Origin of the sequence: Bariatricus sp. HCP28S3_F11, from assembly GCF_052065395.1 — a bacterium.
Lineage (GTDB): Bacteria > Bacillota > Clostridia > Lachnospirales > Lachnospiraceae > Allocoprococcus.
Map to the genome: position 1 here is coordinate 1 of NZ_JBQHUC010000044.1, position 19,307 is coordinate 19,307.

Genomic DNA, 19,307 nt, shown 5'->3' on the forward strand with positions numbered 1-19,307 from the left:
ACATTATACCAGAAAAAGGGAGGTCAATGCTCTTTTTATTTGCATTCTCCCATAAAATCAAGGTTTTTATTGAATTTTGGGACAAAAAAACAGGTAGTTTTTGACACTACCGCCCTTTTTCAGAAGGGAAGAGTATGAAAAAGTGAAGGAGAGCGCATTATGGAGAAAAAAGAATTTGATTTATTATCTTTAGGGGAAATATTACTGAGACTGTCACCGCCGAATAATGAGAGAATTGTGCGAGGCGATATGTTTGAAAAACAGGTGGGTGGCGCAGAACTGAATGTGGCTTCCGGTGTGTCACTTCTCGGACTCCGATCCGGAATCATTTCCAGAATTCCGGACAGCAGTATCGGACTATTTGCAAAGAATAAGATTCGTTTCTGCGGAGTCAGTGATGATTACCTGGTTTACGATGACAGCCGTGATGCAAGACTCGGGGTGTATTATTACGAAAATGGAGCATATCCGAGAAAGCCGGGCGTTGTATATGATAGACAGCATTCCTCTATGACAAGACTGGATATCAATGAATTTGACGAAAAAATCTTCCGCTCGACCAGATGCTTCCACACCTCAGGTATTACACTGGCACTCAGCGATGCATGCCGCAAAACAGGAGTGGAGATGATCCGCCGCTTCAAAGAAGCAGGGGCGCTGATTTCCTTTGACGTAAATTTCCGACTGAATCTCTGGTCCGGAGAAGAAGCAAGAAAATGCATTGAAGGAATTCTTCCGTATGTAGACATTTTCTTCTGCTCAGAAGATACAGCCAGACTAACTTTCGGAAAAGAAGGCAATCTATATGAAATCATGAAGAGTTTCGCAAAAGAATACCCGATTTCAGTCATGGCATCTACCCAGAGAACAGTACACAGTCCGAAGGTACATAGCATTTCCTCCGTAATCTATGACGCGAAAGCCGATAAATTCTATGAAGAAAAACCATACGAAAATATCGAAGTCGTTGACCGGATCGGAAGCGAAGACGCATATTGCTCCGGTGCACTGTACGGCCTTCTGATGGAAGGCGGATGTTGCGAAAACGCATTAAAATACGGCAATGCATACAGTGCTGCGAAGAATACAATTCCGGGGGATATGCCGTCACTTAACAGGGATGAGATTGAAAATATTATACGGGATCATAATACGATGGGGTATCATAGTGAGATGAACCGGTAGGTTGTCTGCAGGGACGCTGCTTTTGTCCCTCCAGCTCAAGCAAGGCTTTTTTCACATCCAATCCTCCGCCATAACCAACCAGTTTCCCGTTTTTCCCGATTACGCGGTGGCAGGGAATGAGAATCATGATCGGATTTCGGTTGTTTGCCATTCCGACTGCTCGGCATCCTTTGGGATTGCCAACGGCGATGGCAATCTCTTCGTATGATCTGGTTTCACCGTAAGGAATGGTAAGGAGTGCATCCCAGACTTTGCGTTGAAAATCAGTTCCTTTGGGGGCGAGCGGAAGGGTAAAATTCGTTCGTTTTCCATCCAGATATTCCAGAATCTGTTTTTCTGTTTCATATGCCAAATCAGGAAGATTTGTATTACTTTTAGAAAATATTTTGGAGTTTAGACTCAGCATGACAATAGAAGATGCTGTACAGCCGACGGTCATATCTCCAAGTCGGGTATAAAATGTATAATAAAATGTGGTCTCTTTTTCCATGTGGAATGCTCCTTTCTCAGAATCGGTATTGCTTCTTAGAATAACAGATTTTTCCTGAATTGATGAAATCAAAAACCTGTGCTATGATTAAGTATATCAGAAAAATATTATGAGGTGAAGCAGAATGAAGATTATTATGTTTGGAACGAATGCGTGTAAAGATTGCCTGGAAGCAGTAAAGGCGCTGGATGAAAGAAATGCGGATTATATGTATCTGGAATTTTCCGAGAGCACGGCGAATCTGAAACGTTTTCTGAAATTGCGGGATACAGAGCCTTTGTTTGAGGAGGTTAAGAAAAAAGGTGCGATTGGAGTGCCCTGTTTCAAGCTGGAGGATGGAACCCTGACGCTTGATCTGCAGGAGGTATTGGATAAGCTGTAGATTGAAACGGAAAATCAGAGAAATAGATCAGGATGCAGTGAACCATTGGAACGCTGCATCCTTTACTATACTGTAAATGATTGAGTTTCTTAATTAACGTCGGTAAGCAAAATATGGAAGTCCATCTTTCATCGGAACTTCTACATTACCCTGAACGAGTGGTCTTGCGTAAGCAATGAATTCGCCTCCGATATCGGAGCCGTTTTCGGTGATCCATTTCTGCGGAACCGGTTTTTCCATGTTGCAGATGATGTTGACATCTGCGGTGCCGAATTCCAGTTCATACGGCTCAGAGCTCTTGCGGATAAAGGTAATCATCTTTCCGGTCTCGCCGTCGATTGCCGCTTTCACTGCAAATCTGCCGGATTCAACAGCTTCATTTAAATCGGTAGCAGACAGGCAGGATGAAGAGCATCTCTGACAAACGTTCAATTCAACGGAACGAACTTTTACGCCAAGTTTTTCTTTTACCAGATTCTCAAGATATTTTCCGGAACCGGTCAGCATCTTATGTCCGAAATTATCTACGCCTACATCGCTTGCAAGTTCGCAGACGAAGGTGCCGTTTCCATCGTTGATTCCTTCGGAAATGCAGACAACCAGGTTGGAGGTGGTCTGAAGTTTTTCTTTTACTTTTTCGATAAATGCATCGGTGTCAAATGCAACTTCCGGAAGATAGATGAGTACCGGATTATCCCCTTCGAATTTGCGGGCAAGTACGCTTGCAGCGGTGAGCCAGCCTGCGTGGCGCCCCATGATTTCAACAATTGTAACAGATTGTTTATTATCGTATACAGAGGCATCGATGGCGATTTCACGTACGGTGGAAGCTACGTATTTCGCCGCGCTTCCGAAGCCCGGAGTGTGATCTGTCTCGACAAGGTCGTTGTCGATCGTTTTCGGCACACCGATGATGCGGATCTTATTTCCTACAGAAGCCGCGTAGCGGGAAAGTTTGCTGACGGTGTCCATGGAATCATTGCCCCCGATATAGAAGAAATAGCCTATTTCAAATTCTTCAAATTTCTTAAATAATTCAGGATACACCGGATCTGACAGATCTTCCGGGAGTTTGTAGCGGCAGGAACCGAGGAAGGACCCGGGTGTCGTTCGGATTCTTTCCAGTTCTCCATTTTCTGCGAGAGGTGCCATCTCCATCGTACGTCCCGCCAGAAAACCTTCGATTCCGTTCACCATACCGATGACTTTGCCGATTGCAGGATTGGCAAGTCCTTCAGAAACCACGCCGTAAAGACTTCCGTTGATAACGGCGGTAGGTCCGCCTGACTGTCCGACCAATAAATTGTTGCTCATAACATATTCCTCCTTTAATACGTTTTCGTATCTTATTTAACTATATCTGATAATTATTAATTTTACAATATTTCTTGGAAAAGATGATAAAATGAGCTATACTAAGTCGGAAGAGGTTAAAAAGAAATCAAGAGGAGAAAACAAGATGAAGTACATTTCTTTTGCAATTCCGTGTTACAATTCCGCAGCGTATATGGAGCGCGCAGTGGAATCAATCCTGAAGGGTGGGGAAGATGTAGAGATTATTATTGTAAATGATGGATCGAAGGATGCAACTTCGGAGATTGCGCATAGATATGAAGAGCAGTATCCGGGAATCATCAAGGCAGTCGATAAAGAGAACGGCGGACATGGTGATGCAGTGAATTTCGGTCTTGCGAATGCCAGCGGAAAATATTTTAAAGTTGTGGACAGTGATGACTGGGTAGATGAAGAGGCGCTTAAGAAAATTCTGAAAGTACTTAAGGATTTTGAGGCGGACGATCAGCAGGTGGATATGCTGATTTCCAATTATGTATATGAAAAGGAAGGAATGACACATAAGAAAGTCATTGAATACAAGAATGTACTTCCTGAGAATCAGATTTTTGGGTGGGATGATATTAAGCGTTTTCATCTGGGACAGTACATATTGATGCATTCTGTGATCTATAGAACGGATTTCCTGAAGCTCTGTCAGCTTGAACTGCCGAAACATACATTTTATGTGGATAATATTTATGTTTATTATCCGCTCCCGCATGTGCATAAGATATATTATCTGGATGTGGATTTTTATCGTTACTATATCGGAAGAGAAGATCAGTCTGTCAATGAGAAAGTGATGATCGGTCGTGTGGATCAGCAGATTTTTGTTACCAAGAGAATGATCGACATGTATGAGATGAGGATGGTGACGAATAAAAAGCTTCGTCAGTACATGACGAATTATCTGGCAATCATGATGACAGTGTCCTCTATTCTTCTGATTCGCTCAAAATCAAAGGAAAATCTGGAGAAAAAGCATGAGCTTTGGCAGTATTTAAAGAAGAGAGATTATAAAACTTACTGGAAGATTCGGTATGGTATTCTTGGACAGACGATGAATCTTCCGGGAAGATCAGGAAGAAAGATTTCTTCTCTGGCATATATTGTGGCGAGAAGGATTGTTGGATTTAATTAAATACTGGAACTGAATTTGAAGAAGACAAATGGGGTATCTTGTATCAGATTGATACAAGGTATCCTTTTTATTATCATGAGGAAATCTTACTTAAAACTTACATAGATATTGCTCGCTTTTGACAATAAAATACTATAATTTCCCAGATTATGAAGATTGCATGATTTGGAAAGGAACTATTCAGATGAAAAAAGCAGAAAAAACAAAAGGAAAGACAGCGAGCATCCCATACATGATGAACAGGGAATTATCATGGCTGAAATTCAATGAGAGAGTATTAAATGAAGCAGGAAACCCGAGAGTACCTTTGGCAGAAAGACTGACATTCATGTCTATTTATCAGTCAAATATGGATGAATTCTACAGAGTAAGAGTCGGTACACTGATGGACCAGATGGAATCAGCGGAAGTGGTTCGTGAAAATAAGACCAATATGACCAGTGAAGAGCAAGTGAAAGCAATTTTGAAGGCTACCAGAGAACTATGCACAGGTGGCAAAGAGCAGTTCTTTTCTGTCTAATAAGGCCACCGGTGAGATTACAATAGAGGGATCGACTTCCGTTGCGCCGCTTATGGAAAAGCTGGCAGAGGCTTATGAACAAATCAATACAAATGCTAAGATTACTGTGACTGCAACAGACTCTTCAAAGGGACTGACGAAAGCAATGTCAGGAGAATGCGATTTCGGTATGTCTTCCAGAAATCTGAAAGACTATGAGAAAGAATTGTTGGACTATGAAACGATAGCAAGAGATAATATTGTTGTTATTGTAGAAGAAAATAATCCTCTGGATGATATTACATTAGAAGCGTTAAAGCTCATTTATACAGGAGAGTTGAGAAATTGGAATGATCTGAACCAATAGAAAATATGGGGAAGGCGGCAGAGTTACTGGGAGCCAGATTCAGACTTACGGCAAACGGAAGTAAAGTATTATAAATAGGAATCTTCAGGTGGAAAAATGTTGGATGATCAGATTTTACAAACAGAACAAAATAATGAGACTGTGACGACTGAAAAGAGTATAGGGTTTGAACCGATCATTACAGATTCACATCGTGCGGCAAGAGTCCTTGAAGAAAATGGGATTGTATATGAAGGGGACATCGAACTCGGTAATATCGGATTTTGTAAGATCGAAGCACAGCAGGGCTGCCTGACAGGTTCCTTTTGTATCCCGAAGCTTCTCGATGTACAGGGAAGCCGTTATCGAATTCTGTTTTTTATTACAAGTGATAAGGTAGTTCTGGTTGATGATGACGGATTTTCAAAAAGGCTTGTTTCCAGGATTAAGCGGAGAAAGAGCACCAGATATAAGACGAAAGAAATATTTTTATTTAATTTTATCGCCGAGTTTATGAATCGTGATCTGGAATATCTGGTACAGTTCGAGAAAAAACTGATGGAATTAGAAGAAGCGGTTCATCGTGATCATACTGAAAATTTTCAATCCAGCATTGCAACAATTCGCCGCGAACTCCTGATCCTGCGGGGATACTATGATGAAATCATGGACGTAGGGAAGGCCTTGGAAGAGAACGAAAATCATTATTTTGCCAAAAAGCACTTAAAGTATTTTGGGACGATTTCTGACCGGGCAGAGCGGCTGATGAATAAAACATCCCATCTTCTGGAGTATGCCGGGCAGGTGAATGATGCTTATCAGGCTAAAGTGGATGCAAAACAGAACAGTAATATGCAGTTTTTGACGATCGTATCTACAGTTTTTTTCCCGCTGACATTGATTACCGGGTGGTATGGAATGAACTTTCAAAACATGCCGGAACTGGAGAGTGGCTATCCCGGGGTGATTCTTTTGAGCGTTATCGTGGTGGTCGCCTGTATTATTGTTTTTAAAATCAAGAAGAATTTTTAGGAATAGAAATAGAATATTGCTATCTTATCACAAGTATTCGAAAAATGGAAACCTAAAAACCTTGCATTCTCCTGCCGCATAAGCTATACTGCGATTAGTAATGCGGAGGACAGGAAATCATGCATGTAACTGAAAAATTAACAAGGCCACTTACGGAGGCGAAGTACTTAAATGCGGATAATGTTGACCGATACCGGAGCATTATGCGCATTTTTTATGAGAATTATGAAAAACTGAAATACTGGATGTATCAGGAGGATGTTTATGCTCAGATGATACAGGATCCATATTTTGCTGAATACCGAATGGAGCAATGCCAGCAGGATCTGGCTGCGCTGGTGGAATGGAAGAATCTGACTACGATTCAGGATACCAGAAAGGTTTCTTCCATTGAAGAGTTCAAGAATAAGAAATTCCGTTATCAGATGTCGGAGTATAGTGTGGAAATTGAACGTCTGGTGCTCAGGCTGGAGAATCTATTCATCGAAGGAGCGTCTCTGGAACCGACTCTTCTGGAGCGGATCCGGCGCAGTGTTGCGAGATTCCCGGAAATGGGCGGGGCGGATTTGAATACAGTTTATACATGGTGGCAGGATTTGAACAATGATTTTATCCGGCTGAACCAGAATTACCAGGACTACATTCGCGATTTGAACAGTGTGAAAGCAGAAGAAATGATGCGGACGAAGGAATTCCTGGTATTTAAGGATAAACTGGTGGAGTATCTGAGAAATTTCATCAAGGGATTGCAGAGAAATGTGGGCGTAATCGAAGAGAATCTGCGGATGTTGGATCCGGAACTGCTTCATCAAGTGCTGGACAAGGTGAACCAGTATGAATTGTCGATTCCGAGGATAGATGTGGAAGTATCTCCGGAGCTCATTGAAGAGAAGACGAAAGGGCGCTATCAGAGCATCCGTAACTGGTTTGTGGCGGAGAATGGGCAGGAAAATGAAGCCGGGAAATTGTTTGATGCAACGAATGAGATTATCCGCAGGATTACACGGTATGCGGCGCAGCTGAGCGAGAAAAATGCACTGGGAGCGAACCGCAGGGAAGAATACCGAAAGGTGGCGGAACTGTTCCTGAAGTGTGAAGATGTACAGGAAGCACACAAAATGTCGGCAATGGTTTTCGGACTGGAGAAACCATTTCATTTAAAAGGGGACAGCCCGAGAGAGACGGACAGTATGAACAAAGGTGTATATGAGGAGCCGGCATTGGAGCTGTTGCTGAAACCCAGAGTGAGAACATACCGTGAGAAAACGAGGAGAAGTTCTATCAGAGACAGCCGAAGGGAAAAGGAAGAGACCAGAAAGCAGATGCTGGAGCAGCTTCGGGAGGACAGGAGAAAGATTGAAATGCTGGAGCGGGATGGGCGGATCGATTTCGCATCCCTTCCGGTTATTGAGCCGAGAGTGCGGGAAATCCTGCTGAAATGGCTGTCGGATGCGCTGGAGGATGCAGATTATACGGCACGGACGGATGACGGAAGACTGTATGTACTGGATACAAGAGAGGCAAAAGAGAGCTGTGTGGTGCATTGTGAGGACGGAAACTTTACGATGCCGAAGCTTGCGATCGTATTTCAAGAGGAAACGGGAGAATGAAAGAGTTAGAGGCATTACTGGAAAAGCGCTGGATTCTGAAAACGGAGGATAAAGAACTGTATTATAAAGTCAGAGATTCGATTGGTGAAATCCGGCGTTTTGCAACAGATAAGATGGGATGTCAAGTCATAGAAAATTCACTTCTTGTAAAAATGGAGAAGATTCCGGCGATACCGGAAAGTTTTATGGGAATCGAAGAATTTACATCAAGAGAGGAATATGCATTTCTTTGTATTTTGCTGATGTTTCTGGAGGATAAGGATGCGGAGGAGCAGTTCATCCTCTCGCAGCTTACAGAGTATGTTTCCGCCAATATGCCGGGACAGCCGGTGGACTGGACCTTATATACCAGCCGGAGGAGAATGGTGAAGGTGCTTCGGTATGCAGTGGCACAGGGGATTGTGAAGGTGACGGATGGAAGCGACGATGTGTTCATGGACGAAGAGTCCGGGGAAGTGCTGTATGAAAATACAGGAGCATCCAGATATTTTATGAGAAATTTTTCAAGGGATATCATGGAATATACAAGACCCGAGGACTTCCGCGAGAGTGACTGGTTTGAAATGAATGAAGACCGTGGAATCGCAAGAAGACACCGCGTTTACAAACGGCTGCTGTTTTCGGTGGGGATGTATCGGAACGCCGGAGCAGAGGAAGATTTTGAGTATTTAAAATACTACGGACGCAGACTTGCGGAGGATCTGGAACAGAATTTTGACTGTCAGGTACACATTCACAAGGGAAGTGCATTTCTCTTGGCGGGGGAAGACTGCCATATTGGAACGACATTTCCGGGAAATAATGCGCTGTCGGATATTCTGCTTCTGTGCTGTGCAAAAATCCGCGAAAAAGTAGAGAGCGGAGTATGGAAAACCGGGAATGATGATACCATTCGTGTTGAAAAGATCGAGTTTGAGCAGATGCTAAGAGAAGTAAAGGCAGAGTCGGGCTTGGGATTCACAAAGAATTACCGGGAGATGCCGGAAGGGGAGTTTGTGCGTGAGATCACGGAGAATCTGGAGCGGTGGACCTTTATCAAATGTGAGGAGAAGGAGCATCAGGTGATCATATATCCGTCGGCGGGAAAGATGACGGGATGTTATCCGGACGATTATGCGGGAGGAAATACGAATGAACAGTAGATGGCAGGCAAATAAAATCGGTCTTATTAATTTCTGGTATTATGATGAGCAGGAGTTTCCTTTCGTAAAGGGAAGAATGCTGCTGCGTGGATCGAACGGTTCGGGAAAATCCGTTACCATGCAGAGTGTGGTGCCGCTCCTTCTGGACGGAAATATGAGTCCGGAGCGATTAGACCCATTTGGATCCCGGGACAGAAAAATGAGCAGTTATCTTCTGGAGGAGGACGATGGAAGGGACGAACGCACGGGGTATCTGTACTTGGAATTCAGACGGAAGGAAAGCGATACCTATCTTACCATTGGGATGGGAATCCGTGCAAGGAGAGGAAAACCGCTGGATAAATGGTATTTTGGCCTGACTGACGGGAGAAGAATCGGAAAGGATTTTTTCCTGTACAAGGAGACAGATGAGAAGGTAACACTCTCCCGTAAGGAATTGGAAAATCGCATTCAGGGTGGCGGTCAGGTATTTGACCGTCAGATAGAATACATGGAATTTGTAAACCGTCAGGTATTCGGTTTTGAGACGGTGGAAGAGTATAAAGAAATGATCGATCTTTTGATCCAGCTTCGTACACCGAAGTTGTCAAAGGATTTTAAACCTTCTGTCATCAATGATATTCTGAGTGATTCGCTGCAGCCGCTGTCGGATGAGGATCTTCGTCCGATGTCTGAGGCGATTGAAAATATGGATACTATGAACCTGAACCTGAAAGCCAGACAGGAGGGAAAGCAGGCGGCAGAGAAGATTAACCGGGTACTGGATAAGTATAACCGGCTTGTTCTGTTTGAAAAAGCAGAAAATTTTGAGGAAAATCAAAAGAAGCTGGAATCTTTAGAAAAGGAAGAGAACGACAGAAAACGGCAGATTCGTGAGTGTGAAACCCGGGTGCAGGAGCTGGAAAAGAATAGGATGGATCTGGATGCCGGGAAGATTGCCATGGAAAAAGAACGTGACTCTCTGAGTAAAAGTGATGCGGTAGGGCTGAAACAGAAGGAAACAGAGCTTGCAGACTGGATTGCAGAAAAGGAAAAGACGTTGAGGGAGAAGGAGAAGCAGCTCGCAGACAAAGAGGAGCAGTATGTCGAATTCGAGAACAGAAAGAAGGCAGAGCAGGACAGGATATGGCAGAAGGAGCAGGAACTGAACCGGCTTCTGGAGGAAATGCAGGAAGAGGCCGATGAGATGGCGTTTCAGGAGCATGCATTCATGAACATGGAACTGAAAGAGAACTTCCGCACGGCATATGCATTTGATACGCATGAAAAGCAGTTTTTACAGACACAGAAGCATATTTCCGAAGGACTCAATGTTCTTCGCGAAGTAGATGCACAGCAGAGGCAGGTGGAAGAGTTACTTCAGAAACGGGAGAAACATCAGAGGGAGATGGATGCGTCATGGCGGAAGGTGAGTGAGCTGGAAGCCGTGTTTGTGCAGGTGCAGAACGAATGGAAGGAAGCACTTTATAGTTGGAACGGGCGCAATCAGGAGCTTGTTCTGTCCAATGAGATGCTGAAACAACTGGCGCAGTTCGCAGAGACCTATGATGAGAAGGCAGATTTTGGCAGTGTTCGCCAGATGGTGGCAGATGTAAAGATTGGGAAAAAATCAGAACTGGATGCAACTCTTTGGAAGAACCGGGAGAGAGTGAAGGAGCTTCAGGCAGAGTACGAGGAACAGAAAATGCAGCTCCATGAGTGGGAGAACCATAAAGAGCCGGAGCCGGAGCGCAGTGAGGCGGTCTTAAGAAACAGAAAACGCCTGCAGGAAATGCAGATCCCATATCAGGAATTTTACAAGGTCATTGAATTCGGAACAGCGCTTGACAAAGCATCCTGTGACCGACTGGAAGAAGCTTTGTACTATATGGGTATTCTGGATGCGCTTGTAATCGAAGAACAGTACAAAGAAAAGGTACTGTCTATGGAACGTGGCTGCAGCGATAAATACTTGTTTGTCCAGAAGCAGCGGGTGGAAAAAAGTATTTTGGATGTGTTGGAACTGAATGATTCGGTAAATGATATCTTTTTCAATCAGCGGATCACCGGCATTCTTGGAAATATAGCCTATGATGGGGAGGGAATCACTTCTATTTCATCGCAGGGGACCTACCAGATCGGTGTTCTGACAGGAACGTTGACAGGAGAATATGAAGCCGGATTTCTCGGAACCAGAGCGAGAGAGCAGAATCGTCAGGCGAAGATCGCAGCATGTATTGCGGCGATGGAACTGTTGGAAAAGGAGCTGGCGGGACTTCAAAAAGAGGCAGAAGAGCTGCAGGAACGCATTGATCTCCTTACTAAAGAATACGAAGCATTTCCGGGGGATGTGGATCTTAAGGAGGCGTACCGGATGATGGCGGATGCCGCAAGGTATGCAGACCGAATGAAGGAAGAAGGACTTCTCATGGAAGAAAAGCTTCGTGAAATGACGGAGATCTTAAGAGAGAAAAAGAAGGAAGCTTTACAGATTGCGGAAAAGCTGTATCTGACCTGCAGCTACGAGGTGTTCCTGAGAGCGGATGAGGCGGCCCGCGGATACGGACAGCATTTCTATCAGTTGAAATCCGGTCATGAACTGTTTGTACAGATGGTGTCTCACTTGCGTGAACTTGGTGAACGTATGGAAGATCTGGATGCGGATATGGACCAGATTCGGTACGATGCCGGAAATACAGAAAAAGCGCTGCGAGCAGATCGTGCAGAATATGCTTCCGTGCAGGAGCAGCTGAAGTTAACGGATTATGAAGAAATCAAAGAGCGGCTGGATGCCTGTGTGAAATGGCTGAACGAGTATCCGAAGAAACTGCAGGACTGTGTGGAGGAGAAAACCCAGAAAAGTGAACAGGCAAAGAATCTGAAAGAACAGATGGAGGCAGGAGCCGATAATATAAAAGAGAGAAGAAGAAGGGGAGAGTATCTGCGGAAATGTTATGAAGCAGAACTGGCTCTTGCCTATGTGGCGATTCCGGAAGAACTGGCTCAGGAGGTGAGTAAGGTGCGAGGATATCTTGCCACAGACTGCCGTGAACTCCAGAAAGAGAAGATCATTCGGGATCTGAACGAGGTTTATTTTGCAAACAAGGGATTTCTGAATGATTATCAGCTCATGCAGACGGAACTGTTTGGTGAACTGGATGAATTTGCCAGAAAGGGAGACCCGGCGGCGAAACGTATGGACATTCTGGCAAGATATCAGGGAGTAAAGATCCCGTTCTTTAAGTTACTTGACCATCTGGAAGAAGAGATTGCAGAGCTTGTGGAACTGATCAAAGACGGAGACAGGGAGCTGTTCGAGGATATTCTGGCAAATACAGTGAGCCGGAAAATCCGTGGAAAAATCAACAGTTCCAATGCGTGGGTCGATAAGATGAACGCACTGATGGGAGCCATGAACACCTCAAGCGGTCTGAAACTGAGCCTGCGCTGGCGAAGCAAAACGGCGGAGACAGAGGATCAGCTCGATACGAAAGAACTGGTGGAACTTCTGAAAAAAGACTATCGTCTGATGCGGGAGGATGAGGCGGCCAAGCTGTCACTCCACTTCCGTTCCAAGGTGGAAGAGGCGAGACGGCACGCAAAGGACAGTGAAGGCATGGTCTCTTTCTATCAGGTGATGAAGGAAACACTGGATTACCGGAAATGGTTCGAATTCCAGCTCTTTTCACAGAAGAGCGGAGAGCGGCAGAAGGAACTGACGAACAGTGTCTTCGGAACCTTCAGCGGAGGTGAGAAAGCAATGTCCATGTATGTACCGCTGTTCTCGGCGGTCGTGGCAAAATACCAGGGAGGACGGGCGGATGCTCCGCGGCTGATTTCTCTGGACGAAGCATTTGCCGGTGTGGACAATAAGAATATTCGGGATATGTTCCGGCTGATGACGGAATTCCAGTTTGATTTTATCATTAATTCACAGGTGCTCTGGGGGGATTGTGATACGCTTGATGCGCTGGCAATTTACCAGCTCCTCAGACCGGAAAATGCAAAATTTGTGACCGTAATGCCTTATCTGTGGAACGGTAAGGCGAAGGAGATGGTGGACGATGAAGAAAAGATGGAACAACGGGCTCTCCAGTTCGCTGACTAGAGAATGTGCAGACTATTTCCGGGAGAGGCCGGTATTTGACCGGCTTCTGCGTGGATTCCGGGAAAAATATATGTCCTATGGATCCTTCTCCGGTACGGTAACTGTGCGTAATTTATCCGAAGAGGACATAGAGGATCTGGAAGGATTTTTTCAGAAAAATTTCCATGGACAAAAAAGTGTGTCTATTTCTGCGGCCAGGTTTGAAAAAGCATTGAAGAACAGCAGATTCGACAGCTGTTTGCCAAAAGATATTCTGGAACAGTATTTTGGAGAAGAAATGGCGGGAAAGAAAGAACTGCAAAAGGTAGAGGAACAGAAGTGGCATCTGGAACTGGAGCATGCGAAAAGATCGTGTATCGGAACTTTGGCGCAGCAGTGGGTGGATGAACTGATTCAGAAGAAAAGTGAGACATCACTTTATCTGGCAAAGCGTTACCGAGAATCCGGTAAAAACATAGAAGAAGTAAGGGCACTGCTGCATTTGGGAATCCGGATCCTCAATGCATTTCCCTATCATCAGGAGAGAACGGAATATCTGGCCGTATTTGCCACGATGATGACCGGAAATCCGCATGCTTTTGATGACGGCATGAAGGATGGACAGTTTTTGCGGCTTCTGGCAGAATGGGATACAGTGCACAGGGGGCTGAATGTCGAAAAATCGGAACTGTTCCCGGCATTACAGAAGCAGAGGATTTATTTGGCGGTTGGGATACTAAGAGACGATGTTTCCAATTGTGTGATGCTTTCGGGAATCCGGGCATGGAATCGGAATGGAAAAGCGCATGCAGGAATGGAAGGATTCCGGGACGAGGGTGACCCTGTGCAGGTGCCGCTGGCGGTGCTTGCCGGATGGGAGCGGGTTGAATGCCCGGCTCAGGAAATCTATATTGTGGAAAATCCATCCGTATATGCTATGTTATGCGGAACATGGAGAGGGCGAAAAGCATGTATGTGCATGAACGGGCAGCCCAGACTCAGTGCGGTGATGATGCTGGATCTGCTTAAAAAGGCGGAAAGCAAGGTGTACTACGCGGGAGATTTTGACCCGGAAGGCATGCTGATTGCACAGAAAATTCGACACTATTATAAGGGAGAGATGGAGTACTGGCATATGTCGGCTAAAGACTATGAGAAAAGCCGATCTCAGGAGAGGATTTCTGAAAGAAGACTGAAAATGCTGGATAGGATTGAAGACACTGAACTCGTGGAACTTGCGGATGCAATCCGCAAAGAAGGTGTGGCGGGATATCAGGAATCAATCTGGGAAGTGTATCTGGATGGATGTTAGAAAAAAATCCGGAAAATATGCTGAATCGGGTAGAAAACGGAGGACGCGTATCTCGCAGAAAGTACGCCGGGGCGTACTTGAAATAAAAATGTGATTAAAATATTTTGCAGAATACAAAAGAAGGAGTGATGATTATGCCTGATTATCGGAAAACAAAAAGAGCCTGTTATATGGGATTTATTACACAGGCAATTGCAGCTAATTTTGCCCCATTGTTATTTTTAAAATTTCATCATGATTATCAGATTACACTTGGAAAAATTGCATTGATCTCTACCTGCTTTTTCTTTACACAGTTGCTGGTAGATCTGTTTTGCGCAAAGTTTGTGGATAAAATAGGGTATCGAATCTGTATTGTTGCTTCTGAGGTTTGTTCGGCAGCGGGACTCATTGGTCTGGCGTTTCTGCCTGATCTTTTGCCGGAACCGTTTGTCGGAATGATCCTGAGTGTTATTGTGTATGCAGTCGGAAGCGGTCTGATTGAAGTGCTTTGCAGTCCGATTGTGGAGGCATGTCCATTTGACAACAAAGAGGCGACGATGAGCCTGCTTCACTCTTTTTATTGTTGGGGAGCGGTAGGAACAATTGTAATCTCTACACTGTTTTTTGCGGTGTTTGGCATGGACAGATGGAAATGGGTGGCTGTCTTATGGGCACTTGTTCCGGCCGTAAATATCTATAATTTTGCTACTTGTCCGATCGAACATCTGGTAGATGACGGGAAAGGAATGGGAATAAAAGAACTGTTTCGAAAACCTCTTTTCTGGATCGCAATATGCTTAATGATATGCTCCGGCGCATCAGAACTGGCAATGGCACAATGGGCATCGGCTTATGCGGAGGCGGCTCTGGGGCTGTCAAAGACAGTTGGAGATCTGGCAGGTCCCTGCATGTTTGCTGTTACAATGGGGATCAGTCGTGTGATCTTTGGAAAATATGGTGACAAAATGGATCTGATGAAATTTATGACAGGATCTGGAATACTATGTGTGATATGTTACCTGCTTGCTTCTGTATCGTCGAATCCGATAGCCGGTTTGATCGGATGTATTATCTGCGGCTTTTCTGTCGGGATTATGTGGCCCGGCACGATCAGTATTTCATCAGAAAGATTTCCGGCAGGCGGAACAGCGATGTTTGCGTTGCTTGCTATGGCAGGGGATCTGGGCGGAAGCATAGGCCCGGGGATTGTCGGGCGTGTGACTCAAAGTGCAGGAGACAATATTCGTGTGGGTATGGGAGTAGGACTTTTGTTCCCTATTACCTTATTAATCATGCTTTTTATCTTGAAAGAAGATAAGACTCCCACCTCTATAGGTGATGAGTTGTGACTCTTGCAAGGCAAAAGAAACATTAATAAAAGTCTGAATCGAGTCCGTTTTACGAAAGATGTACAATCCTGCCGGCACAGGATGTAGAGAAGATCGTATGAATTAGAGGATAAAAAGATGACACGAAAAATGTAAGCAGTAAAGATTCTGGAAAGTCATCATATATTGTAAAAAGCAAAATGATAGGATTTCTTGAAATGACGGAACAGAATCTGGAAAATATGTTGAATCTCGCATTGGACGCGACGGAAAAAGAGCGGGAAAAATCTCTGAATCTGGATGTGGGGTATTATCCGATTGAAAAAGAATGGGAGTTGATTGTAAAGTATTCCGGCTCCCTGGATGCGGTGCGGGAGTTCGCTGTGCAGGTGACTGAACTGAAAAATGAGTATGCGATCGTCGTTGTACGGGAATCAGACATACAGAGACTTGCGAATCTGCCGCAGGTGGAGTATATTGAAAAGCCAAAAAGATTATATTTTCAGGTGGAAAACGGAAGACGGGTATCTTGTATCAATTTGGTACAAGATACTCGTTTTTTTATTCCTGGCAGACCGGAAGGCACAGAAGGACTCTTCGGAAAAGGAGTGCTGGTTGCGATTCTGGATTCAGGGATTGATTATGCAAACATGGATTTTCGGAATCCGGACGGCACGACGAGGATTGTCAGTATCTGGGATCAGACAACTCCCGGCACGCCACCGGCAGGGTATGCGCTGGGGGCTGAGTATAGCAGACAGCAGATTGATGACGCGCTTCTTAAGAATGATCCGTTGGAAATGCGCAGACTGGTTCCCGTAACGGATACGTCCGGACACGGTACGGCGGTGGCTGGAATTGCGGCGGGAAATGGACTTGGGAGTGGAAATCGGTATCGCGGTGTGGCCAGTGAAAGTGAATTGATAGTTGTGAAGCTTGGAAGACCGAGGGAAGAAGGCTTCCCGAGGACGACAGAATTGATGATGGGACTGAATTATGTGGTGGAAAAGGCACTTGAGACAGGGAAACCGGTGGCAGTGAATATCAGTATTGGGAATACGTATGGGTCACATGACGGCACCTCTCTTCTGGAGCGCTTTATTGATGATATTTCGAATTTCTGGAAAAGTGTGATCTGTATCGGAATGGGAAATGAGGCTGCAAGTGCCGGTCATATTTCCGGAACACTTCGGGAAGGAAATGAAGAGCGTATTCAGCTTGCCGTTCAGGAGAATCAGCCTACCCTGAACGTTCAGATCTGGAAGTCTTATGTTGATGAGGTGGAAATATCTCTCAGAACGCAGGCAGGAACAATTGTCGGTCCAATCCGGGAGGTGCTGGGCCCGCAACGTTTTCGTGTTGGTGCGACAGAAATTCTTCTTTATTACGGAGAGCCGAATCCATACAGTACGGCACAGGAAATCTATTTGGATTTTCTTCCTGTCGGAACGTATATTACTTCCGGAATATGGGAGATTGTACTTACTCCGGGAAAAATTGTGGAAGGAAATTATGAAATGTGGCTTCCCAGTGAAAATGTGCTGAATAAAGGAACCGGATTTCTGTTTCCACAGGAAAATGTCTCCCTCACGATTCCATCGACTGCAGAACGTGTGATTTCGGTTGGAGCCTATGATGCACGGACACTTACCTATGTAAATTTCTCCGGTCGGGGATATCTGCTCGGCGGAGGAAGAGTGAAACCGGATCTTGTTGCTCCGGGAGTGAATGTCACGACTACCCGCGCCGGAGGAGGAACGGTGACAGCGAGCGGGACATCTTTTGCGACACCTTTTGTGACCGGGGCGGCAGCTCTCCTTATGGAGTGGGGAATTGTATGGGGGAATGATCCGTTTTTGTATGGGGAGAAGGTGAAAGCTTACTTAAGAAGAGGAGCCAGAGCGCTCCCGGGATTTGAAGAATATCCGAATTCACAGGTGGGGTATGGGGCTTTATGCGTGAGCGAAAGCCTGCCTAAGAGATGAAGTAAAAAAGAAACGAAAAATTACAAAATGCTGTTGACGGGACAAAGTTTTAATAAAAAATGAAATGGTACAATAAATTAAAAATATTGAAAAGGATATTGACATGTATTATAATTTTAATACGAAAATCAAAGATGTTAGCAATTAAATAAAAAATGAACAAAAATAAAATTAATAAATAAATTGATAAAATAGAACAAAGGAGACAGAGTGGAATGAGAATATCAACAGCTGAGATTAAAATGTTAATAAAAGAATGTGTTAGGCAGGGTGGAATGTACACTGCACCAGATTTTAAAGAGTATATAGTAGCAAATAGTGGGAAAGATGTTACACGTGGTCAAATATCTGGAGCTGTGTCTCAGTTAGTTGATACGAAAGAGATTGTAAGAGTTGGGCGCGGTTTATATGCAAAGGATATGAAGGTGACCGCAAATAAAAAGAAAAGCAATGATGATGAAGTAAAGGATACATTAAAAATACAAATTTGAAAACTATAAAATTATGAGTGATTATTGCTCTCCATAGGTTATCAATAAAATCCCCAAAAAGCCTTGAAAATAAAGGATTTATCGCAATGTGTTCGCCTTATCCCTTTATATGATTTCACACAAGTTTACTCTTTCCCTGATTGCTTATAAGGGCAAATTCAAGGGCAAGAAAATCTCATAACAAGATATAACAGCGTGTGGCAATCGGGAAACTGTGATGTATGTGCGAATAGATTATTTTGGAGGATAACACAATGGAAAAATACATTTATGATAAAAGCAATGGCTTATGGTATGAGTTGCAGGGAGATTATTATATTCCTTGCCTTACTTTACCAACCGAAAAAGAACGCAAGCCTATCGGCTTATGGGGACAGCGACACAAACGCTATTTACAGGAACATAAACGGGCGGTTTACACAACGCTTCTCACAAGCGGCAAGTTGAACAGTTACCTTTCTGACATTGACGAACAGGCAACAGAAATGATGTTTCGATTGGTTGAACAAATGGCTGATACGGAGGGTGTGACCGAACAACTCAAAGCAGAAAACCCGATGTTGTGGATTGGAAGAATGAACGAGATACAAGCAAGGGCGAGAGAAATTGTGTGTAGTGAATTTATTTACAACAAATAAGTGTAACGCTTTATTATACTAAAATACAGTGGGTAGGGAAACCTCTTACCTACTGTATTTTGCACTTGTGGTATCAATAAAATGAGGCTTATCATTAACAGTAGCGTTACATCCATACGCTAGTTTGTCTTGTGGGAAGTGAATACCAGCATAGAAATCTTCACGCCTTTGTGGTATACTTTTAATACAGTTGTAAATTACAATTTCAAAAGACATTATTTGAAAGAAAAAGGGTAACTATTCAGCACCCCATTTAGAGTACATTGATTTTTGGGCAAAACGGAGAAAATAAAATTTCTGTTTTGCCATGGCTTTATTGCGAAAAGTGGATAACTTTTCAATG

The 19,307-nt window shown here is 44.2% G+C and carries 15 protein-coding genes and 1 pseudogene; 14 read left to right on the top strand and 2 right to left on the bottom strand.

Features of this window, described 5'->3' with window-relative positions:
• Nucleotides 1-159 precede the first annotated feature (159 nt).
• A complete protein-coding gene (locus tag ACTNBR_RS14720) occupies nt 160-1,185 on the top strand; it encodes a sugar kinase (protein ID WP_441018964.1) in 1,026 nt (341 codons plus the stop codon).
• Here ACTNBR_RS14720 and ACTNBR_RS14725 read toward each other — a convergent pair.
• Nucleotides 1,136-1,675: a methylated-DNA--[protein]-cysteine S-methyltransferase gene (locus ACTNBR_RS14725; RefSeq protein ID WP_441018966.1), complete on the bottom strand. Its 540-nt coding sequence runs from the start codon at nt 1,673-1,675 to the stop codon at nt 1,136-1,138. The two genes, ACTNBR_RS14720 and ACTNBR_RS14725, sit on opposite strands and share 50 nt — an antisense overlap.
• A gap of 124 nt (nt 1,676-1,799) precedes the next feature.
• Between ACTNBR_RS14725 and ACTNBR_RS14730 the strand changes: the two genes are divergently transcribed.
• The gene (locus ACTNBR_RS14730) at nt 1,800-2,057 is read left to right on the top strand and encodes a hypothetical protein (RefSeq protein ID WP_441018968.1); all 258 of its coding nucleotides are present in this window, start codon (nt 1,800-1,802) and stop codon (nt 2,055-2,057) included.
• Between the two features lie 93 nt (nt 2,058-2,150).
• Here the strand turns inward: ACTNBR_RS14730 and ACTNBR_RS14735 are convergent, their stop codons facing one another.
• On the bottom strand, nt 2,151-3,371 hold the full coding sequence (locus ACTNBR_RS14735; protein ID WP_441018970.1) for a 6-phosphofructokinase: 1,221 nt from the start codon (nt 3,369-3,371) through the stop codon (nt 2,151-2,153).
• Between the two features lie 145 nt (nt 3,372-3,516).
• Between ACTNBR_RS14735 and ACTNBR_RS14740 the strand changes: the two genes are divergently transcribed.
• The 12 genes and pseudogenes from ACTNBR_RS14740 (at nt 3,517) to ACTNBR_RS14795 (ending at nt 18,964) form a co-directional block, all read left to right on the top strand.
• The gene (locus ACTNBR_RS14740; RefSeq protein WP_441018988.1) at nt 3,517-4,533 is read left to right on the top strand and encodes a glycosyltransferase family 2 protein; all 1,017 of its coding nucleotides are present in this window, start codon (nt 3,517-3,519) and stop codon (nt 4,531-4,533) included.
• Nucleotides 4,534-4,717: 184 nt separating this feature from the next.
• Nucleotides 4,718-5,017: pseudogene (locus tag ACTNBR_RS14745) on the top strand (polyphosphate kinase 1); the annotation flags it as partial.
• Between the two features lie 7 nt (nt 5,018-5,024).
• On the top strand, nt 5,025-5,399 hold the full coding sequence (locus tag ACTNBR_RS14750) for a substrate-binding domain-containing protein (RefSeq protein ID WP_441018972.1): 375 nt from the start codon (nt 5,025-5,027) through the stop codon (nt 5,397-5,399).
• A gap of 96 nt (nt 5,400-5,495) precedes the next feature.
• Nucleotides 5,496-6,410: a magnesium transporter CorA family protein gene (locus tag ACTNBR_RS14755; protein ID WP_441018974.1), complete on the top strand. Its 915-nt coding sequence runs from the start codon at nt 5,496-5,498 to the stop codon at nt 6,408-6,410.
• A 119-nt stretch (nt 6,411-6,529) separates the two neighbouring features.
• Entirely contained in the window at nt 6,530-8,020 is a 1,491-nt protein-coding gene (locus tag ACTNBR_RS14760) for a TIGR02677 family protein (RefSeq protein WP_427818960.1), read from the top strand.
• Nucleotides 8,017-9,162, top strand: coding sequence for a TIGR02678 family protein (locus ACTNBR_RS14765; protein WP_441018976.1), 1,146 nt, complete (start codon nt 8,017-8,019; stop codon nt 9,160-9,162). The genes ACTNBR_RS14760 and ACTNBR_RS14765 overlap by 4 nt, the downstream gene beginning before the upstream one ends.
• On the top strand, nt 9,152-13,249 hold the full coding sequence (locus ACTNBR_RS14770) for a TIGR02680 family protein (protein ID WP_441018978.1): 4,098 nt from the start codon (nt 9,152-9,154) through the stop codon (nt 13,247-13,249). The genes ACTNBR_RS14765 and ACTNBR_RS14770 overlap by 11 nt, the downstream gene beginning before the upstream one ends.
• Nucleotides 13,206-14,540, top strand: a complete 1,335-nt coding sequence (locus ACTNBR_RS14775) for a TIGR02679 domain-containing protein (protein ID WP_441018980.1) — start codon at nt 13,206-13,208, stop codon at nt 14,538-14,540. Before ACTNBR_RS14770 ends, ACTNBR_RS14775 begins: the two co-directional genes overlap by 44 nt.
• Before the next feature lie 134 nt (nt 14,541-14,674).
• The gene (locus tag ACTNBR_RS14780; protein ID WP_441018982.1) at nt 14,675-15,871 is read left to right on the top strand and encodes an MFS transporter; all 1,197 of its coding nucleotides are present in this window, start codon (nt 14,675-14,677) and stop codon (nt 15,869-15,871) included.
• Between the two features lie 197 nt (nt 15,872-16,068).
• The gene (locus ACTNBR_RS14785) at nt 16,069-17,835 is read left to right on the top strand and encodes a S8 family peptidase (RefSeq protein ID WP_441018990.1); all 1,767 of its coding nucleotides are present in this window, start codon (nt 16,069-16,071) and stop codon (nt 17,833-17,835) included.
• A 215-nt stretch (nt 17,836-18,050) separates the two neighbouring features.
• Nucleotides 18,051-18,326, top strand: a complete 276-nt coding sequence (locus ACTNBR_RS14790; protein ID WP_441018984.1) for a hypothetical protein — start codon at nt 18,051-18,053, stop codon at nt 18,324-18,326.
• Between the two features lie 254 nt (nt 18,327-18,580).
• Nucleotides 18,581-18,964: a TnpV protein gene (locus tag ACTNBR_RS14795; protein WP_441018986.1), complete on the top strand. Its 384-nt coding sequence runs from the start codon at nt 18,581-18,583 to the stop codon at nt 18,962-18,964.
• Nucleotides 18,965-19,307: the final 343 nt, after the last annotated feature.